Origin of the sequence: Pseudoalteromonas sp. XMcav2-N (genome assembly GCF_024124545.1) — a bacterium.
Classification (GTDB): Bacteria; Pseudomonadota; Gammaproteobacteria; order Enterobacterales; family Alteromonadaceae; genus Pseudoalteromonas.
Genome location: NZ_JAMXSF010000004.1, coordinates 298,568 through 317,594, shown reverse-complemented (window position 1 = coordinate 317,594; position 19,027 = coordinate 298,568). Strand labels below are relative to the sequence as shown.

At 48.1% G+C, this 19,027-nt stretch carries 16 protein-coding genes; 9 read left to right on the top strand and 7 right to left on the bottom strand.

Features of this window, described 5'->3' with window-relative positions; genetic code table 11:
- Positions 1 to 31 precede the first annotated feature (31 nt).
- From NH568_RS07750 to lnt, 4 genes are read left to right on the top strand one after another with little or no spacing between them, the layout of a single operon-like run.
- Positions 32 to 1,114 carry a PhoH family protein gene (locus NH568_RS07750; RefSeq protein WP_253046144.1) on the top strand — a complete coding sequence of 361 codons (1,083 nt, stop codon included), beginning with the start codon at positions 32 to 34 and terminating at the stop codon, positions 1,112 to 1,114.
- Positions 1,114 to 1,572, top strand: coding sequence for an rRNA maturation RNase YbeY (ybeY, locus tag NH568_RS07745; protein WP_253046143.1), 459 nt, complete (start codon positions 1,114 to 1,116; stop codon positions 1,570 to 1,572). Before NH568_RS07750 ends, ybeY begins: the two co-directional genes overlap by 1 nt.
- A 22-nt stretch (positions 1,573 to 1,594) precedes the next feature.
- A complete protein-coding gene (corC, locus tag NH568_RS07740; RefSeq protein WP_054017264.1) occupies positions 1,595 to 2,473 on the top strand; it encodes a CNNM family magnesium/cobalt transport protein CorC in 879 nt (292 codons plus the stop codon).
- The gene (gene lnt, locus NH568_RS07735; RefSeq protein ID WP_253046142.1) at positions 2,451 to 4,031 is read left to right on the top strand and encodes an apolipoprotein N-acyltransferase; all 1,581 of its coding nucleotides are present in this window, start codon (positions 2,451 to 2,453) and stop codon (positions 4,029 to 4,031) included. Before corC ends, lnt begins: the two co-directional genes overlap by 23 nt.
- A gap of 26 nt (positions 4,032 to 4,057) precedes the next feature.
- Here the strand turns inward: lnt and NH568_RS07730 are convergent, their stop codons facing one another.
- Positions 4,058 to 4,420: a hypothetical protein gene (locus NH568_RS07730; protein WP_209051012.1), complete on the bottom strand. Its 363-nt coding sequence runs from the start codon at positions 4,418 to 4,420 to the stop codon at positions 4,058 to 4,060.
- Between the two features lie 334 nt (positions 4,421 to 4,754).
- On the opposite strand from NH568_RS07730, the gene NH568_RS07725 reads away from it, so the two are divergent.
- Positions 4,755 to 5,021 (top strand): helix-turn-helix domain-containing protein, encoded by a 267-nt coding sequence (locus NH568_RS07725; protein WP_253046141.1) that lies wholly within the window; start codon positions 4,755 to 4,757, stop codon positions 5,019 to 5,021.
- Complete coding sequence (locus NH568_RS07720; RefSeq protein WP_253046140.1) at positions 5,005 to 5,544, top strand: GNAT family N-acetyltransferase; 540 nt, start codon at positions 5,005 to 5,007, stop codon at positions 5,542 to 5,544. The genes NH568_RS07725 and NH568_RS07720 overlap by 17 nt, the downstream gene beginning before the upstream one ends.
- Positions 5,545 to 5,831: 287 nt before the next feature.
- On the opposite strand, the gene NH568_RS07715 is transcribed toward NH568_RS07720, so the two are convergent.
- The 6 genes from NH568_RS07715 to NH568_RS07690 form a co-directional block, all read right to left on the bottom strand.
- Complete coding sequence (locus NH568_RS07715; protein ID WP_253046139.1) at positions 5,832 to 6,038, bottom strand: hypothetical protein; 207 nt, start codon at positions 6,036 to 6,038, stop codon at positions 5,832 to 5,834.
- A 60-nt stretch (positions 6,039 to 6,098) separates the two neighbouring features.
- Entirely contained in the window at positions 6,099 to 6,572 is a 474-nt protein-coding gene (locus tag NH568_RS07710) for a hypothetical protein (protein WP_253046138.1), read from the bottom strand.
- 184 nt (positions 6,573 to 6,756) lie between these two features.
- Positions 6,757 to 7,344, bottom strand: a complete 588-nt coding sequence (locus NH568_RS07705; protein WP_253046137.1) for a hypothetical protein — start codon at positions 7,342 to 7,344, stop codon at positions 6,757 to 6,759.
- Between the two features lie 420 nt (positions 7,345 to 7,764).
- Positions 7,765 to 8,511: an SDR family oxidoreductase gene (locus NH568_RS07700; protein WP_253046136.1), complete on the bottom strand. Its 747-nt coding sequence runs from the start codon at positions 8,509 to 8,511 to the stop codon at positions 7,765 to 7,767.
- An 88-nt stretch (positions 8,512 to 8,599) separates the two neighbouring features.
- Positions 8,600 to 11,824, bottom strand: a complete 3,225-nt coding sequence (locus tag NH568_RS07695; RefSeq protein ID WP_253046135.1) for a S41 family peptidase — start codon at positions 11,822 to 11,824, stop codon at positions 8,600 to 8,602.
- 142 nt (positions 11,825 to 11,966) lie between these two features.
- A complete protein-coding gene (locus NH568_RS07690) occupies positions 11,967 to 12,455 on the bottom strand; it encodes a winged helix-turn-helix transcriptional regulator (RefSeq protein ID WP_138543900.1) in 489 nt (162 codons plus the stop codon).
- 372 nt (positions 12,456 to 12,827) lie between these two features.
- Between NH568_RS07690 and putA the strand changes: the two genes are divergently transcribed.
- The 3 genes from putA (at position 12,828) to NH568_RS07675 (ending at position 19,016) form a co-directional block, all read left to right on the top strand.
- Complete coding sequence (gene putA, locus NH568_RS07685) at positions 12,828 to 16,631, top strand: bifunctional proline dehydrogenase/L-glutamate gamma-semialdehyde dehydrogenase PutA (RefSeq protein ID WP_253046134.1); 3,804 nt, start codon at positions 12,828 to 12,830, stop codon at positions 16,629 to 16,631.
- A gap of 188 nt (positions 16,632 to 16,819) precedes the next feature.
- Entirely contained in the window at positions 16,820 to 18,040 is a 1,221-nt protein-coding gene (locus NH568_RS07680) for an aromatic amino acid transport family protein (protein ID WP_253046133.1), read from the top strand.
- A 91-nt stretch (positions 18,041 to 18,131) separates the two neighbouring features.
- The gene (locus NH568_RS07675) at positions 18,132 to 19,016 is read left to right on the top strand and encodes a hypothetical protein (protein WP_253046132.1); all 885 of its coding nucleotides are present in this window, start codon (positions 18,132 to 18,134) and stop codon (positions 19,014 to 19,016) included.
- Positions 19,017 to 19,027: the final 11 nt, after the last annotated feature.

Sequence of the window (19,027 nt, the reverse complement as noted above, 5' to 3'; positions counted from 1 at the left end):
GATGCTGGCGTCTTGTTATTAGGAAGTTGTTTTGAGTAACCAAGTCAAGAATATCGAATTTTATCTGGAACCCTCCGACAATCACCGCTTATCTTCTTTATGCGGGCCTTTTGATGACAACCTGAAGCAAATCGAACGTCGTCTGGGCATAGAGATTACCCACAGAGATAACTGGTTTAAAGTGACCGGCCAGCCAGTTGTGGCAAAAGCCGCCGTCGACATTTTAAAATCTCTGTATGTCGAAACCCAGCCTGTGCGCGGTAAATTTGCGGATATCGAACCGGATCAGGTTCACCTGGCTATCACCGAAGCGAACTGCCTGGAGCAGGAAGCCCCGGATGTGTGGGAAAAAGAAGTGTTTATCAAAACACGTCGTGGTGTGGTTAAGCCTCGTAACCCCAACCAGAGCCAGTATGTGGCCAATATTCTGACCCATGACATCTGCTTTGGTATTGGCCCTGCGGGCACAGGTAAAACCTACCTGGCGGTAGCCGCGGCGGTAGATGCCCTTGAGCGTCAGGAAATTCGTCGTATTCTGCTGACTCGTCCGGCCGTTGAAGCCGGCGAAAAGCTCGGTTTCTTGCCCGGTGACCTAACGCAAAAGATAGACCCATATTTGCGCCCGCTGTACGACGCCCTGTTCGAAATGCTGGGCTTTGAAAAGGTCGAGCGTTTGATCGAAAAGAACGTGATAGAGGTTGCACCACTGGCCTACATGCGTGGCCGTACACTGAACGACGCCTTTATTATTTTGGATGAAAGCCAGAACACCACAACAGAGCAGATGAAAATGTTCCTGACCCGGATTGGCTTTAATTCCAAAGCGGTGATCACTGGTGACATCACTCAGGTGGATTTACCACGCGGTGCCCGCTCTGGCCTGCGCCATGCCATTGATGTATTGGGTGAGGTAGACGAGATTTCGTTTAACTTCTTTAAATCTCACGATGTAGTACGTCACCCTGTGGTGGCGCGCATTGTTGAGGCGTACGAGAAAAAAGAAGAAGCCGAGCGAAAGGAAAAGTTTAACAAACAGCAGGCAAGATTACAGGCACAGGCCAATGCCGCGCCGGCTGATACACAGCCAAACGCCAACCACGAGGAGCGCTCATAATGTCGCTTGAGGTAGATCTACAGATTGCCAGTGACTTCGCCAACCTGCCCTCTGCTGAACAATTTCAGTTGTGGGCCGAAAAAGCACTCCTTGCGTATAAGGATGAGGCCGAGGTCACCATACGAATTGCGGACGAAGCAGAAAGCCAGGAACTGAATAGCCAGTACCGTGGCAAAGACAAGCCAACCAATGTGCTGTCTTTTCCTTTTGAAGCGCCGCCTGGCATTGAGTTGCCTTTAGTTGGCGACCTAATTATTTGTCCTCAGGTAGTTTTTCGTGAGGCCGAAGAACAGGAAAAAACTTTCCATGATCATTTTGCCCATATGGTGGTACACGGGTGCTTGCATTTGTTGGGCTTTGACCATATAAATGAACAGGACGCCGATGAAATGGAAAGTCTTGAAAAAGAATTCTTAGCCGATCTGGGCATTGATGACCCATATCGAGATGACGTTTAACCGACTGGAGTAACACACCGCAATGAGCGACGAAAACTCGCAAAGTAGTCAGGGTTCTTCGAGCAAGACCTGGCTGGGACGCATCACTCAGATGCTGCAAGGGGAACCCCAAAATAAAGAAGAGTTGGTAGAAGTAATTGCCGACGCTCAGGAACGAGCCCTGATAGACCCTGAAACCAAAGACATGATGGAAGGCGTACTCAGTGTCTCAGAACTGAAAGTCCGTGACATCATGATCCCGCGCTCACAAATGGTGACGCTGGATATTGATCAGGACCTGGAGTCACAGTTACCCGCTATGGTTGAATCCAGCCATTCGCGCTTTCCAGTCATTTGCGAAGACAAAGATCATGTCGAAGGCATTTTACTGGCCAAAGATCTGCTACCGCTGATTGTTCAGCGCGACAGTGAACTGCCAACCATCCGTGAATACTTGCGACCTGCCGTTGTGGTACCAGAAAGTAAACGTGTTGATGCTCTGCTCAATGAGTTTCGTCAAAAACGCTATCATATGGCCATTGTTATTGATGAGTATGGTGGTGTTTCGGGCCTGGTGACCATCGAAGATATTCTGGAGACCATCGTAGGTGAAATCGAAGATGAGCACGACAATGAAGACGAGCAGCAGGCCATTCGCCAGCTCTCTAAACACGTGTTCAACGTTCAGGCGCTGACTCCACTGGATGAATTCAACGACTTCTTTAAAACGGAATATGACACGCAAGAAGCAGACACCATAGGCGGGATCATCCTGCATGCTTTTGGCCATATGCCAAGCCGGGGCGAAACCATTGATATTGCACCTTTGCAGTTCAAGGTTACCAACTCGGACAATCGCCGTATTTTGCAGTTACAGGTGACCATGCCAAAAGCTGAACATGTTGAAGACGTTTTCGAATAAACTCACCACCTTACTGCAAGACAAGTTTGCGTGGCTGGCACTGCTTGGCGGTGCCTTACTTACCTTTAGTTATGCCCCGTTTGGTCTCTGGCCATTGACTTTTGTAGCGTTCGCAGTCGGGTGTTTTGTCACAGATCAGCCTACTACCCGACACGCCGCGAAATATGGCTTTTTATTTGGTTTTGGCTGGTTTGCAGCCGGAATAAGCTGGGTACATGTTTCCATTGCTCAGTTCGGTGGTTTGCCTTTACCTGCTTCGCTGTTATTAATGGGCCTGCTCTGTGCCTATCTGGCGATTTACCCTGCGCTGGCCTTTGCGCTGGCAACACGATTTTCGGATAAACCCTGGCAACGTATTGCGCTGCTGCTCGGTGGGTTTGCGGTATTTGAATTCCTGCGTGGTACTTTACTGACTGGATTTCCGTGGCTGAGCTTTGGGTATAGCCAGACCGACGCACCGCTTAACATGCTTGCCCCCTGGATTGGCGAGTTTGGCCTGACCTTGGTTTGCGTGTTATTTGGCGCGCTGCTTTACTACCTGCTCTGGCAAAGGCGCTATCAGTTGACCATGATTGCCCTGCTGCCTGTGCTGGCACTCATCCTGTTTACACGCCTAGCGGATAACCCAGTGCACTATAACGGCGAACAAACCCGAACCTTGCTGGTTCAGGGCAATATTCAGCAAAGTCTGCGCTGGGAGCCTGAGCAGTTCTGGCCGACTATGTCTAAATATCAGGATATGACCCGCCCATTGTGGCAGCAGGCCGACTTAGTTGTCTGGCCGGAAGCCGCTATTCCTGAGCTGGAAGACTTAGCGTTCGACTTTTTGCAAAACCTGGATAAAGCCGCCGCGTTTAATCAAAGCGCACTCATTACCGGCATTCCGGATTATCAATTTGATACCCGCAATGTCTATAACACTTTGATTGTGGTTGGTAAACAGCATGCAGAGGATGAGCAAGGTCACTATCGCTATCTTCACCCTAACCGTTATCAGAAGCACCAGCTATTACCGATCGGAGAATTTGTCCCGTTCGAAACCTGGTTGCGACCCATTGCGCCGTTATTCAACCTGGCCATGTCGTCCTTCTCGCGAGGCGAAGCGCAGCAGCCTAATCTGATTGCCAACGGGCTGCATATTTTACCTGCTATCTGCTACGAAATTGCCTTCAGCGAACTGGTGAGAAACAATTACACCAGCGAGTCGGATATGCTCTTTACCGTGAGCAACGACGCCTGGTTTGGTGACTCGCACGGCCCGCATCAGCATATGCAAATAGCGCGCATGCGTGCGCTGGAGCTACAACGCCCTCTGATCAGAGTAACCAATAATGGGATCAGTGGAATTTACGATCCACTCAGCCAGACTCAGCATACGCTCCCTCAGTTTGTTGAGGAAACCATGTTACTGGACGTAAAACTGATGCATGGGGACAGCTTTTATAGTCAGCACGGGAATAAGTGGGTTTGGGTATTGTTGGTGTTTCTGGCTGGGTTCATTGTGTTAGAGAAAGGCTTGACCAGATTGAAGTGCCGAGTTGAACGAGACTACTTGTAAAAGTAGGCTCGTTTTTGGTGCAGCATTTAGTTACTGATCCTAAAGTGCTTAAAGCCATGAGTTTGATAACTCGTCCAGCCGCTTTTATAAACTTCCTGAAGTTGAGCACACGTTTCTGTTGTTTCAAACCACAGTGTAATAGTTGACTGTGCCATAACCGCTGCGAGCATTTGACTGTACATCACTTTACACGTTTCTGTAGTGATATAGCCAAGTTGCTGAGACACGTTACAGACGGGCTTAGACGTGCCAAATGAGGAAGTATTAAACTGTACCTCACCATACCGGTTTATCTCAACACCCGTGGCCGTCGTCTTACATATAGACGTTCGTGCATAAGACGAAGTGGACATCAGAACCAATGCTGTTGCCGCGATCACTTTTTTCATTATTGCTCCATAATTATGCTTTTCAAAAATAGCTCCACGGGGAGTTTATCAAAAAGGGACGAATACAACCATCCAATGTGCACCAAGATAGTCACTGTACTGCATCAACATTGTGCATATATAAGATTGTCGCTACCTTAAAACCTTCACCAATTATTTGTAATATATACCTTTTTAATTTTGGCATGAATATTCCTTGGCAGCGTGTATTGACTAATAGGAGCGAACAACATGACCCCTGTACTTACCGACATACAGAGTCCTATCTGGCACACAGTGTGTCGAGGATGGCCACCCGGCAACGATATTTACTGTATTAGTCCGGAGCATTAACATGGCCGCCAAACTCTCTTCCACACACCCCAGTGTGCTGCGTGCAGTGCATATGGTACAAAGCCAGCAACTGACCATTCATGAAGCGGCCAGTCAGTTTGCCTTATCCCAGCGAACGCTTTACAGGGCACTTCGGGGTAAACAGCCCCGTACTCAGTCTCGCTATTCGCAGCTTTTACAGCAAAAACAGCAACTCGAATCTCAACTTCGTCAGATCCGTGAAGAGCTGGCTTGTATGCAAAAGGATGACTATGCAACTCATAATTGAACCTCTGGCACAGCTCACTATGGTGCAGCAGCAAGCACTTGCGTATCAACTACAAGCCTGTGTCGCTCAGGGTGCATCACTGGGGTTCTATCACCCTCTCTGTGACGCTGACGCGACCGATTACTGGTCTCATGTGAATATTGAACTGGCTGAGAAAAAACGCCTCTTACTGGGCGCTTACGCTAATCAGCAGTTGGTTGCCTCGGTACAACTGGTCCCTTGTCAAAAACAAAATGGCCGGCATCGGGGTGAAGTCGAAAAGTTACTGGTACATCCCGATTATCAGCGTCAGGGTATCGCCCAAACACTGATGCAATGTCTCGAAGCCTATGCCAGTCAGCTGGGTATAAAGCTCTTAGTGTTAGATACACAAAGTGGCGATAAATCAGAGCAGTTTTATCAGGCAGTTGGTTTTAGCAAAAGCGGAGAGATCCCGCACTTTGTCAGTGATCAACAAGGCGTCCTGTATGCCACCTGCTATTATTTTAAGCTGGTTTCGCCAGGCAAACTTAATAAAGAATAATATACTATGTAGATATAGAAGTTTTAGTCCGAGTGCAGCTCTCTTATTTCATAGCAGGTTTTGACTGTTTTCCACAGCAACGGCTTTATCAATTGAGCGTAACAATAAATTTTTCCGTCAGCACCTTGCTTCTTTCTACTCTCAGGTCAGACGCAACAATCAACTTTTCTCCTTCTTTGGAAAGAAGATAGCTGTTCCCAAACACATCGACCATACGCCCATTTATAAGCACGATTTTCTCGTCACACTCGTCATGCTTTATACGGTGATATATGACACTTTGCCAGTCAGTCGGGTTTGTTTATCAACTCCAGTTTATCAGGGGCTTGCTTCAACGCATCAGCGACATTTATTAATTGACACAGCCCGGTGATGAGCTTGTGGTGACGTGCCTCTCCTTGCCAGTAATTGATCCACAACGAACAACCCAGCATCAGCAGAATAAGCAATCCCAAACAAAACCAAGTACATGCTTTCACTTTAAATAATGTCATAACTGGGCTAGTTCACCGACTCTCCATGCACGATTTAGTGTGATAAAAATAGTTTCATTTTTAGTCCTTTTTTAATGGAGGCGGTGGTGGAGGGAATAAAGACACTTCCCTTTTATATCGATAGGCACCATTTGTACTATTACGAATACTTAATACAGGATCTATGCAGCCCAAGTATTCAACAATAAACTTAGCACCAGGCTCCAGTCTGGAGCGACAACCAGCATCAAACTTCCCTTCCACCTCATAGTGCCTGCCATCTTCCAGCTTAGCGTTATCCCTATCCGTCAAGTTGTAAAGCAAAATGGCTTCCAACTGCCGGCCACTTCTCGCGGCGTCTTCACCATAGAACATAAATACGGGGTTCCTGCGCTGTGATCTCAACAGTAACCCTTTAACCTTAATGACCATTCCATCGTAACGTTCAGGGTCAACAATGACTTTAAGCAGTGAAACCTGAGTGGATTCAGACAATGCCGAAAATGATGCTACAAGGCATGCAATACAAAAACTTAATTTTACTAATATGGACACCTTTTCGCTCCTGAAGTTATAGTTGTTTGGCAACAAAGTCCAGATCACGGAGTGGTCGGGCATAGACATTGCCAAGATTTGTTATTTTAGGAGTCATTCTGTTATAAAAAATGCGCCAACTAGCGGAGCATTTTTAAGTTAGCTCAGTAAACTAAATAAGCAGTGAATACCGGTACTCGTGTGCCTAGTCCTCAGGCGGGCTTCCTGAACCAATGACCAGTCGCTCCTGATTAATAGAGGGATAAATACTCAGCCAAGAGTCTTCATTAACCGATAGGATATGCTCATTATGTTTATCTATATACACATTCAGTATATTCGGCGGCTCAGGCTTGCCAATCAAGGAGACGATCTCCATCCGCTTATTGCTAAACTCTTCGCTGCAAAAGGGCAGTTTATAAATTTCCGATATGCTTGCCAGTAAAACTTCAAAGCTCCCTTTCTCTTTACTGGAAAAAGGAGCCGGACTCACAGTATAGCTCAGCTCATACTTGGGATGTGCATAGATATTAGATTTATAAACTTCCTCAGCAACCGAGATCTCTTCTGATTCCTGAAGCTCCCCCTTCGCCATTAAGACTTCCTGGCCAAACAGCTTGGCTCTGACAGTCTCAACCCCAAGCTGCTGATAAGGAAACGTATCCTCGCTCACATAATGAAAACGAATATGTGCCAATGTATCTAATTCGTCCTGACAAGAAAAGCTCTGAAACGCTGCCATACCAATCAGAACAACTGCTCCTCTTACCAACATCGCATTGCTTCTCCACATTTTGATGCTACCTCACTAATATAAAACATCTCGATGCCCTCAGAGCTAAACTCAGGTACTATGGAACAAGCGACTTAACCCTCAGTTCTTTTTCTTTGCCACTACACTTTTTACTAAATGAAATATAAAAGCTAAAACCACCCACAAAGACAAAAATATCAATGGAATCCAACCATACTCCCCCATATCCGAGTTTAAATAGCTAACGGAGTAGCTTAAGAGTCCAAAAAAACCACTTAGAAAAAGCCGGTTATCAATTAAACTCTTAATAAAACGAAAGATTTTAATCATCTTACCTGAACTCTATTTTACGCTGAGAACGGGTTTGCATAATCCCATCATGATTGAACCACCCGTTGCTCACAAGCCATACCACCTGCAACGAAACACACATTGGTATCAGATGGGTAACTGACTTCCCTATTTTCCACCAGCTAAATCTATAAAAGTGCCGGTGGCATAGCTTGCCTGCTCACTGAGCAACCAGGCGATGGCGCTGGCCACCTCTTCGGGCTTGCCACCTCTTTGCAGTGGCAGGAGTGATGCCAGCCTGTCGACTCTGCCAGGCTCACCGCCATCGGCATGAATATCGGTGTAGATGCAACCCGGGCGAACGCAATTAACCCGGACCCCCTCAGCTGCCAGTTCCAGAGACAAACCTCGAGTAAAGCTATCAATGGCGCCTTTTGCTGCGGCGTAATCTACGTATTCATTGGCACCACCCAAATAAGAAGCTGCCGATGAGACATTTACTATGGCGCACCTGTCCACCTGGTGATGGGCACGGATCTGTTTAAGCACCTCTCTGGCACAGATAAAATACGGTGTCACGTTAGTACACAACATCTGATTGATACGCTCTGCGGTCATATCCTCCACGCGCATTTGGGTGTCCAGTACTCCGGCATTATTGACCAGGTGTGAAATCGGCCCAAGCTGTGTTTTGATGTCGTCGCACAACTTAACCACCTGTGCTTCTTCGCTAATATCAGCAGCAAAGTGGTGTGCTATGCCACCTTGTGCGCGGATCTGAGCAACCACCTGCTCGGCTGCCGCACGATTCGATTTATAGTTAACTGCGATCAGATAACCCTGCTCTGCCAGCAAGTTAGCCGTTGCGGCACCGATCCCCCGACTTGCGCCTGTGATTAATACTACTTTCTTCATTGTTATTATTTTTTTCCTGAAAAAAGGGGTGCCAAGCACCCCTTTATATTGTTGATAAGCTTTGTATCAAATACTTACTCAGCACTGATTATCGACCAAACTCAGTTGGTGCTGGCGGCACCGTGAGCTGCTTCTTCGGGTTTGCTTTCATCTCTTTAAGCAACTCCTCAACAGCACGCTCCACTGATGGATCTTTACCCGCATGGATCAGCTCAGGACGATCAATCACTTCGATATCCGGGCTGACACCTTCATCTTCAATGATCCAGTTGCCATCATTGTCCAGAATACGGAAAGTCGCAGCAATCACCTGACCGCCGTCAACCAAACGAGGATTACCCGAAATACCGATCAAACCACCCCAGGTACGCGTACCGATCAGCTTACCAAGCCCTGCCTGACGGAAGTAATAAGGTAGTGCGTCACCACCAGAGCTGGAGTAACCGTTGATCAACATCGCCTTAGGACCATCGTGAGCAAACTGAGGCGTTTTCGTCGGCTCAACACCACGGCGCTTCCAGTAATTCAGAGGCTTACGTGCCAGCCAGGTGATCATGTGTTCAGGAATGAAGCCACCGCCATTGTATCGGTCGTCGATAATCAGGGCATCTTTGGTTGTTTGTGGCATAAAGTGCTTAAACATAGCACGGTTACCTTCAAACAGCGTATTTGGCAAGTGAACGTAGCCAATGCGACCACCAGATAGCTTATCCACATAGTCCATACGAGACTGGACCCACTCCAGATAACGCAGGCCACCTTCACTGGCGCTTGGCTTAACCGTTACCTTCCAGGCACCGTCCAGGCTTGGTGTATTATTAAGGTGAAGTTCAACCTGAGTACCCTGAGTATTTTCCAGCAGTTCGTAGAAGTTGCTCACGGTGTTCACTGCACGGCCATTGACCGATACTATGTAGTCTCCCTTGCTGGCATTAACGCCAGGCTCGCCCAATGGAGAGCGGAACTCTTCATGCCAGTTTTCACCCTGATAGATTTTTTCGATGCGTACAAAGCCTGAGCTGTGGGCACTGATCTGGGCGCCGAGCAGGCCATGTTTCTTACGTTTCGCTTTAGGCTCATCACCTGACTGAACATAGATGTGGCCCGCATTGATCTCACCAGCAATTTCGCTCAGGACATAGTCCAGATCGTTGCGGTGTGCCACGGCATCAGCCATCGGCTGATAGCGCTTCAGGATAGCATCCCAGTCCTGACCATGGTGGTTCTCATCATAGAACCAGTCTCTGAGCGTTCGCCAGCCTTCAACATACATTTGTTGCCACTCAACTTTGGGATCGATCTTCAGCATCATGTTACCAAGATCAAGTTGCGTTGCTTTCAGGTCCTGCTTGGCTTTAGGCTTGATCACACTGTATTTGCCGCCTGCACGTGCAATCAGGTGCTCACCGCCAGCAGCCAGTTTATAGGCCTGTACGCCCTTGGCAACGGTTTGCACTTTGCCATCTTGTTTATTGGGGATCAGCTTCAATGTGCCTTCAGACAGCGCCAGTACGCCGTCTTTGACGCCATTTAAGTCTCCATAGTCACCCGCTTTCGCAGGCAATGCCACAACCCGTGACATAAAGCCATCTACCTGCAGCTGATTTTCAGGTGTACTGCCTTTGCTCTTATCGTCTTTCTCTTCGCTGACAATTGCCGCTTCATCGCTGTTAAACTGTGTCAGAGATGAAACCTTGTCATTCACTGCAACGGCGTAAAGACGGGTTGCATTGTTATACAAATAAGCAAACTCATACGAACTGAATGTCAGGTTAAAATCACGCTCTGATGTAAAATACAGATACTGACCATCCGGTGAGAAAGCCGGATTCTGTTCATTGGTCATGTCATCGGTCAGGCGGCTCAACGCTTTGCTTTGTGTATTGTAGTGCCATAAAGAGGCAAAACGATTAGCATTGTTCTTTACAAAGATCAGATCTTCGCTGTTTGGCGACCAGGTGTACTGGGTGATGCCATCATCGTCATACTTGCCGGTATCGATCTTATGCAGCTCTCCTGAGCTTACATCCAGCCACCACATGGTGTGGTTCTTATCAGCAAATAGCAGCTTTGAGCTGTCGGCCGACCAGATAGGATCAAAGCGCCAGATGGACCCGTTGCTGGTAAGTTGCTTAACTTCATTGTTATTGGCGCGATCTTTAAGGTAAATCTCATATTCACCCGTCGCGTCACTCATATACGCAATATAACGGCCGTTCGGCGACCAGCTTGCGGCAATTTCACGGCCCTCTGCTGTCATGCTCAAGTTACGCGTCGGACCCTGCTCAACCGGAACGGAGAATACTTCACCTCGCGCCGTGAATAAGGCACGTTTACCATCGTGAGAAACATCCATTGAGTCAATGAACTTGCTGACATTTTTTGTATAAGGCATGGCGTACTTACGTACCCCGGGCACATTGATGGTCAGCTTCTCTGTGGCTTTAGTCGCTTCATCAAAGCGATACAAATAGCCGCCATTTTCATACACAATGGCATCCGGGCCGGCAGATGGCCACAGTACGTCGTACTCACTGTGGTTCGTCATTTTGACCGGTGCTTTGCCTTCACGGTATTTATACAGATTTAGGGTATAGTCACGGTCAGACACAAAGTAGATGCTGTCATTCACCCAGGTTGGTTGCTGATCGGTTGCTCTGTGTTCGGTCAGCTGTTTTGAGGTATTGTTTTCTAAATCATACACCCAGACATCCTGCGCACGACCGCCTCGGCTGCGTTTCCAGGTTCTGAATTCACGGTCTATCGGCGTATAAACAAACTGTTTGCCATTTGGCGATAGCATACCACCACCGCTTTCTGGAATGGCCAGCGGCTGCTCTAGTCCACCATCTGCGGGGATCATATAAGGACGCCCCATGCGTTTACCCCAGGGGGTACGGTTGGCACGAAACACAATATGTTTGCCATCCGGTGTCCAGTCAAACACCCGGTAATCAAACCCCCCACGTGGCGGCATCGGGCCCACATCGTTGTAGTAAGTAAGCTGCTTCAGATTAGAGCCATCGGCATCGATCACATAAATTTGTCGACTGCCATTGTACTCGGCCGCAAACGCAATGCGTTTTCCATCTGGTGAAAATTTCGGGAAAGTCTCAAAGCCAACGTGGTCGGTCAGGCGGGTGCTGTTGCCCGACTTGGTATCCGCAATGTAGATATCACCGCCATATACAAAAGTAACTTTGTCCTGATGAATATCAGGAAAACGCAGTAGACGCGTGTCCTGAGTTTGATATGCAGCCGCCAATGGCGCAGCTACAGCCGCAATGGCGGCAACTAGGTGCTTGAGTTTCATAAGCCTCACAAATTAGTTTTGTTATTTTATCTCATTTATAATAACAAGTCTGTTCCTAATTACAGCTAACTTGCGGCCAAAAGCTTGTTACAAAATATGAAACCCGGATAATCTATCCATAAGCTCGTAATCCGACAGGTACTCACTGAAAGTTCAGAACTTCCACGCCTCTGTCTTCTTTTATGTGCTCTATCACCATATAAGTGTGATTGGTCCCAACTCCCGGTATTTCAACAATCTGCCCCAGTACCTCGCGATACTGACGCATATCCTGTACCCGGATCTTCAATAGATAGTCAAATCCGCCCGCAACCATATCGCAGGCTACAACATTGGGGATCTCCAGCACGTGCTGCCTGAACGTTTCAAATACCGATTCAGTGGAGCTTTTTAGCGTGATTTCAACATGCGCAACCAGGTGCTGCCCCAGCTTTGCCGCATTTAATTGAGCAGCATAGCCCTCAATATACCCTTCTGCCTCCAGCTTTTTCACGCGGTCTAGGCATGGGCTGGGACTCAGATTGACGGCTTTTGCCAGGTTTACATTGGAAATACGGGCATTTTTTTGCAGGATATCCAGAATTGCCATATCGATCCTGTCGAGCACCCGCGTTTTAATTGAAGTGGTCATTCAGCATAAAATTCTGTGCAGCTTCGCAATTACCCGCAAATTTACCGTAATCAAAAAAAATAAGACAGCATATTCTGCTGTCTTTTCGATAGAATGTCCCCGAAATTTGACGTAACCGCCACATTAAGATCGTATCCGTGGCAAACCATTTATTAGAACGCGTGACTGGCTAAAAGTTGAACACACCCTGAGGTGTGTTAAGGTTAGCACTATGACCGCATCATATTGTCGTAATTGAGACTTCTTGCAGATGCCATTCAAATTTTACAGGCATATAAAGACTAGCAAGTACTTACCAACCTTGTTAGCATGCAAAGCATTAAGTTGTTCAATTTACAATCATTTTTGACTCTTATTTTATGAGGCTGAGTTATGCTTTATAACGGCGATTTGACAACCACCTGTCCTATCAGACAGAAGATCCGCGATTTTTACCGCATCGATGAAAACGAAGTTATCGACCATATTCTGCCGCTGGCCGAAGTCGGCGTAACGGCACGTAGCCGCGCCTGGGAAAGAGCCCGTCAGATGGTTTTGAATATTCGTCGCGATCAGGATGGCCAGAATGGTGTAGACGCACTGCTAAACGAATTCTCTCTGTCGTCAGAAGAAGGCGTGGTATTGATGTGCTTGGCAGAAGCACTGCTTCGCGTGCCAGATAAAGAAACTCAGGATCAACTTATCCGTGACAAACTGGCCAAAGGTGACTGGAGCTCGCATTTAGGTAGCAGTGATTCTCTGTTCGTCAACGCATCTAGCTGGGGCCTGCTGGTTACCGGTAAAATGGTGAACTACAGCGATAAAAATCAGGAAGAGCAGTTTGGTGTTCTAAAACGTACCATTGGCCGCCTCGGTGAGCCGGTGATCCGTAAGTCTGTCAACTTTGCTATGAAGATCATGGGCAAGCAGTTCGTAATGGGTGAGACCATTCAGGACGCCATTACCCGCGCCGCAGAAAAAGAACAAAAAGGCTATGTATACTCGTACGATATGCTGGGCGAAGGCGCACGTACAATGGCCGACGCTGAACGTTACTACCAGAGCTACATGAATGCGATCCATGCCATTGGTAAAGCTGCGGCGGGTCGTGGTCCAGTCAAGAGCCCGGGCATTTCTGTTAAGCTTTCTGCTATCCACCCGCGTTATGAATTTTCTCACAGCGACCGTGTAATGGACGAGCTGGTGCCAAAGCTGAAAGAACTGGCTTTGGCGGCCAAGCAATACGACATCGGCTTTACCGTCGATGCTGAAGAAGCGGATCGACTGGACATTTCTTTAGACGTAATTGAAGCCGTCTTCTCAGCTCCGGAGCTGGATGGCTGGAATGGTTTCGGCCTGGCGGTACAAGCCTATCAAAAACGTGCCATTTTCGTTGTTGAATGGGTTGCTGATCTGGCACGACGCGTTGGCCGCAAGCTGATGGTCCGCCTGGTAAAAGGTGCCTACTGGGATACTGAAATTAAAACCACGCAGCAAGATGGTTTAGACCACTTCCCGGTATTTACCCGTAAAGCAACCACCGATGTGTCTTATAAAGCCTGTGCTATCAAGCTACTGGAAGCACGTGATGTGCTGTTCCCGCAGTTTGCAACACACAACGCCTACACAGCCGCAACCATCCTTGAAGTTGCGAAAGGCGACAATACTGGATTCGAATTCCAGCGCCTGCATGGTATGGGTGAATCACTATTTGATCAAATCGTTGAAAGCGAAGGCATTCAGTGCCGTGTTTACGCACCGGTTGGCCACCATGAAGACTTGCTAGCTTATCTGGTACGTCGTCTACTGGAAAACGGCGCTAACTCATCGTTTGTAAACGCCATTGTCGACACCACTAAGCCGGTAGAGTCGTTGCTGCCAGATCCGGTTGAAACCCTGCAAGGCCTGCGCAACAAATACAACAAGCAGATCAGCCTGCCTATCGAGCTATATGGTGCTGAGCGCCCTAACTCAAAAGGTATGGACCTGACTGATATCAACATACTGACGCCGTTCAAAGAGAGTCTGGACAACTGGTTCAATGAACATCTTATCGAAGAAAGTGATGTGCCAGAAGGTCGTATGGCGGTGCGTAACCCGGCCAATCATAAAGAAATTGTCGGTCATGTGCCTGTACACGACGATGCGTATATGCAAAGCATTCTAAGTAATGCCGAAAACGCTTTTGCCGACTGGTCACAAACACCAGTAAAAGAGCGTGCGGATCTGCTGCGCCGCGTTGGCGATATTCTTGAGCGTCATCACGATGAGCTGGTTGCAATTTGTATTAAAGAAGCCGGTAAGATCACCCAGGATGGCATCGATGAAGTCCGTGAAGCCGTCGACTTCTGTCGCTACTATGCTGCCCGTGCCGAAGAGCTGGCTAAAGACGAGCGCTTTGAAGCCCGTGGCGTGATTTTATGTATCAGCCCATGGAACTTCCCGCTGGCTATCTTCCTTGGTCAGGTTGCCGCTGCTATTGTGACTGGTAATACAGTTATTGCAAAACCTGCTGAGCAAACCAGTATGATTGCTTTGCGTTGTATCGAGTTGATGCGCACCGTCGGCTTGCCTGAGCACGTTGTTCAGCCAGTTATTGCCCGTGGTAGCGAAGTGGGTAAACACATTGTACCGGATGAGCGTATTCAGGCCGTGATGTTTACCGGCTCTACTGAAACCGGCACCCTGATTTCACAGATCCTGGCTGAACGCAACGACATCCAGGTACCTCTGATCGCTGAAACGGGTGGCCAGAACTGTATGGTAGTTGACTCAACAGCACTGCCTGAGCAGGTTGTGGATGATGTGATTTCATCAGGCTTCCAAAGTGCAGGTCAGCGCTGTTCTGCACTACGTGTATTGTTCCTGCAAGAAGATGTGGCTGATGGCATTATCAAAATGCTTCAGGGTGCACTGCAAGAACTGCACGTTGGTGATCCAGCCATGTTGTCTACAGACGTAGGCCCGGTTATCGACGAAAAAGCATTGAATGCGCTAACCAAGCACGTTGATTTTATGAAGAGCAATGGCAAGCTATTGTTCGAAGCCAAGATCCCGGACAACAGCGAGAATGGTGCTTACTTCTTTGCACCACGCTTGTATGAAATCTCTGACCTGTCAGTACTTAAACGTGAAGTCTTTGGTCCGGTCGTCCATATTATCCGCTTCAGAGGCGAAGATCTCGACAAGGTGATAGACCAGATCAATGGCACAGGGTACGGCCTGACCATGGGTGTTCACTCACGTATCGAAGCGCGTTGCGAGTACCTGGCTAAAATGTCTCGTGCGGGTAATGTCTACGTTAACCGTAACATGATTGGTGCCATCGTTGGTGTTCAGCCGTTTGGCGGTCGTGGCCTGTCTGGTACTGGTCCTAAAGCGGGTGGTCCAAACTACCTGTTGCGCCTGGTTAAAGAAAAAGCGTCTCCGGATAACGTGCAGATGACCAATCTGACACCAGATGAGCTGGAAACACACCACTTCCCGGGTGCCGTTGAGCAGGTTGAAGCTCTGATGCAGAACTCGCTGCGCGACGAGAAGATCTGGCGTGCAACGCCGCTAAATGACCGTGTTTCTGCGGTACGTCAGCTACTGGCTAAGGTAGCCACGGTTGAGATCATCGACGAGTTGGCTGATGACTTAGCCCTGACGCTGGCGGATGCCCGTGCCCAATTGAACCGCCTGGAAAAACGCATGCGTTCACACATCGTATTACCTGGGCCAACGGGTGAATCTAACACCCTGCACCTTGAGCCTCGCGGCTGTGTAGTATGTTATGCCGATAAGAGTACCTCGTTTAACTTCTGGGCGCTGTCGGTCATTACAGCTCTGGCTGCCGGTAACACGGTAATTACGGTTGCATCTGAATTATTCTATGAAGAGGCGCAGGCGTTCCGCGATAAGTTTATCGCGACTGGTGTTGCCGAAGGGGTATTCCAGGTTGCTAAACCAAACCAGTTGCAGGCGATTCTGGCGCACCCTCACCTGTCGGGCGCAGTGGTTGCCGCACGCTCATCACGCCTGGGCTACTTCAGTCAGCAGCTGGCTGCGCGTAAGGGCGCTATTTTGCCAGTGATCAGTGCAGAGTACTACGATACGTTGATCAGCCGTCTGGTGACGGAGAAAACAATTAGTATTGATACCACGGCATCGGGTGGTAATACCTCTCTGATGACACTGGTAGAAGATGACGAATAATAGCATTCGTTAAATCTGACTCTAACCTAAGCCGGCATTCGCCGGCTTTTTATATGTAATTTCAATAGCCTTAACACAGTTGTAATGCACAAATTACAAGCCTGTACCTTGATTTGTAGCAAAACTATTTCATTTTTTAGTTAACCGTTATATGGTGCCTGCTTCTCTCACAAAGTTAGGGGCTATGTGTGCAAAAGAACAAAACTATCGGCAGCATGTTAATTGTCGCCGGCACCACTATTGGAGCTGGTATGCTGGCGTTACCTATCGCTTCAGCGGGGCTGGGCTTTACCACTGCTTTACTCTTAATACTGGCAACCTGGATGTTAATGACTTATACCGCATTACTGATGTTAGAACTGCATCAGTACGCCAGTAAAGAAGCGACCTTGAACACCTTGGCCAAGCGTATTTTAGGCAAGAAAGGTCAGTACATTGCTAATTTCTCCATGGTCTTCCTTTTCTATGCATTATGTGCGGCCTATATCGCGGGTGGAGGCGCTCAGCTACAAGAAAAGCTCTCAGCGTTAACCAACATGGAGATAGCACCTCAGGCAGGCTCAGTGTTGCTGGCCGTACTTGTTGCAACAATCGTCACTCTGGGCACCAGCACAGTTGATAAGCTCAATCGTGTTTTGTTTGCAATCAAGATAGTCGTTTTGGCCAGTTTGTTTTTTGTTCTGACCCCCTATGTGCGCGGACAGCACTTATTAGATATGCCGGTAGAACAAGGGCTGATCATCTCTGCACTGCCCGTTATCTTTACGTCATTTGGTTTTCATGGCTCTATTCCGTCCATCGTTAAATACGTTGGGCTGGATATACGTACTTTAAGAAAAGTGATGATAGTCGGGGCCTCATTGCCCTTGGTGATTTATATCGGCTGGCAGTTGCTCAGTCAGGGCGTAATGGCGCAGAGCGCCTTGCTCAACAGTGAAGGCTTGCCTGGGTTCGTTGCCAGTATTTCTAATATTGCCCATAGCCCGCAAGTGAGTACGTTTGTCACCCTGTTTGCTGATCTGGCGCTGGCAACCTCATTTCTGGGTGTCAGCCTGGGTCTGTTCGATTTTTTTGCAGACGCCTTTAAAAAACGCAATACCGTGTCTGAGCGAGTGATCACTGCATTGATTACCTTTTTGCCTCCTCTTGGCTTTGCACTGTTTTACCCGCAGGGATTTATCATGGCACTGGGCTATGCCGCTATCGCACTCGTTGTGCTCGCTATTTTCCTTCCCGTTACTATGGTGTGGCAACAGCGTAAAACGCATCAGACCGAAGGCTACAACCAGCCAGCTGGCGGCTATCAGGTAGTTGGTGGCAATGTTGGACTGATTTGTGCGGGTTTATGTGGTGTGCTGATCATTTCTGCACAATGTCTGCAAATGCTGGGTGTGATCCCGGCGCTTTAACAAATAACCACACTTTTTGCCTCGATTTAACTGTGGCTGGCGATATAATGTCCGTACTAAGATATTCCCAGCCGTAGTTAAGAAGGACCGCATGAAACACCTCATCCCCCTCATTCTTCCAACCGTTTTGCTTATTGCCTGTGGCGGAGAAAACAGTGAGCCGTTAAAAGCGGATCCAAATTCGTCAAGTGACAATGGATCGTCGGATACAAATTCCGCCGTACAAAGTTGCGGCAACGATTTTAGCGCGCAACGCTCGCTCAACGAATTTGAGCGCACCGCAGTTTTCTGGCAAATTGAAGGAGCACGGTTGCAGTCAAAGCCGCAGCTACTCATGTATGCAGACAAGTTTTCATTAAATGCTTCTCACCAACTCAGTTCAGATGAAACACTGTGTTTGTTGGCAGCCGACATTTTTGGCTCAAGCGGTGCCCAGACATGGATAGGAGAAGATAGTGGCTCAGTAAATCAGGGCGAATTATATTATTACAGCCCTGCCATTACATTTACTGGTGCTTTACCGGAATTGGAGTCTCTTGATGACTGGCGCAGTCAGGGTTCTCCTGCACAGACCACATTAACTTCCCCCGCTAGCGACATCACTATCTGGTACCGTGATAAAGATGAAAACCGCTTTACGTTAGGCACGCCAGAAAGCAACCAGAACCCGGTAACAATGAACTGCACCCAAGATGGATTTGCCCTGTCTTATTCACTCTCACAGGTTGCACAAAGCCAGCTGGCTACGTTAAACCCCAGCTTCTGTGAGACTCAGGGAACCGGAGATAATGCAACGACACACTGCTTAAGCGTGGCACTCACAACCACGGATAAACTAGAGTCATGCCAGTTTGGTACAACCAGCGTGGCGTTGCCTGATAGTTCGGGTAACAAAACAGCCGTAAAGGTCTCCGGCACACTCGCAATAGACAACGATGATGCCGAACTAAGCATCACTCAGATCGACATCAAATAGTGTGTTGATCG

Bases quoted from the DNA above. Each gene is read 5' to 3' on its own strand.
- ybeY (WP_253046143.1), top strand. From the start codon at position 1,114: ATGTCGCTTGAGGTAGATCTACAGATTGCCAGTGACTTCGCCAACCTG.
- putA (WP_253046134.1), top strand. From the start codon at position 12,828: ATGCTTTATAACGGCGATTTGACAACCACCTGTCCTATCAGACAGAAG.
- NH568_RS07705 (WP_253046137.1), bottom strand. From the start codon at position 7,344: ATGTGGAGAAGCAATGCGATGTTGGTAAGAGGAGCAGTTGTTCTGATT.
- NH568_RS07715 (WP_253046139.1), bottom strand. From the start codon at position 6,038: ATGACATTATTTAAAGTGAAAGCATGTACTTGGTTTTGTTTGGGATTG.
- corC (WP_054017264.1), top strand. From the start codon at position 1,595: ATGAGCGACGAAAACTCGCAAAGTAGTCAGGGTTCTTCGAGCAAGACC.
- NH568_RS07675 (WP_253046132.1), top strand. From the start codon at position 18,132: ATGAAACACCTCATCCCCCTCATTCTTCCAACCGTTTTGCTTATTGCC.
- NH568_RS07720 (WP_253046140.1), top strand. From the start codon at position 5,005: ATGCAACTCATAATTGAACCTCTGGCACAGCTCACTATGGTGCAGCAG.
- NH568_RS07695 (WP_253046135.1), bottom strand. From the start codon at position 11,824: ATGAAACTCAAGCACCTAGTTGCCGCCATTGCGGCTGTAGCTGCGCCA.
- NH568_RS07730 (WP_209051012.1), bottom strand. From the start codon at position 4,420: ATGAAAAAAGTGATCGCGGCAACAGCATTGGTTCTGATGTCCACTTCG.
- lnt (WP_253046142.1), top strand. From the start codon at position 2,451: ATGTTGAAGACGTTTTCGAATAAACTCACCACCTTACTGCAAGACAAG.
- NH568_RS07700 (WP_253046136.1), bottom strand. From the start codon at position 8,511: ATGAAGAAAGTAGTATTAATCACAGGCGCAAGTCGGGGGATCGGTGCC.
- NH568_RS07725 (WP_253046141.1), top strand. From the start codon at position 4,755: ATGGCCGCCAAACTCTCTTCCACACACCCCAGTGTGCTGCGTGCAGTG.
- NH568_RS07690 (WP_138543900.1), bottom strand. From the start codon at position 12,455: ATGACCACTTCAATTAAAACGCGGGTGCTCGACAGGATCGATATGGCA.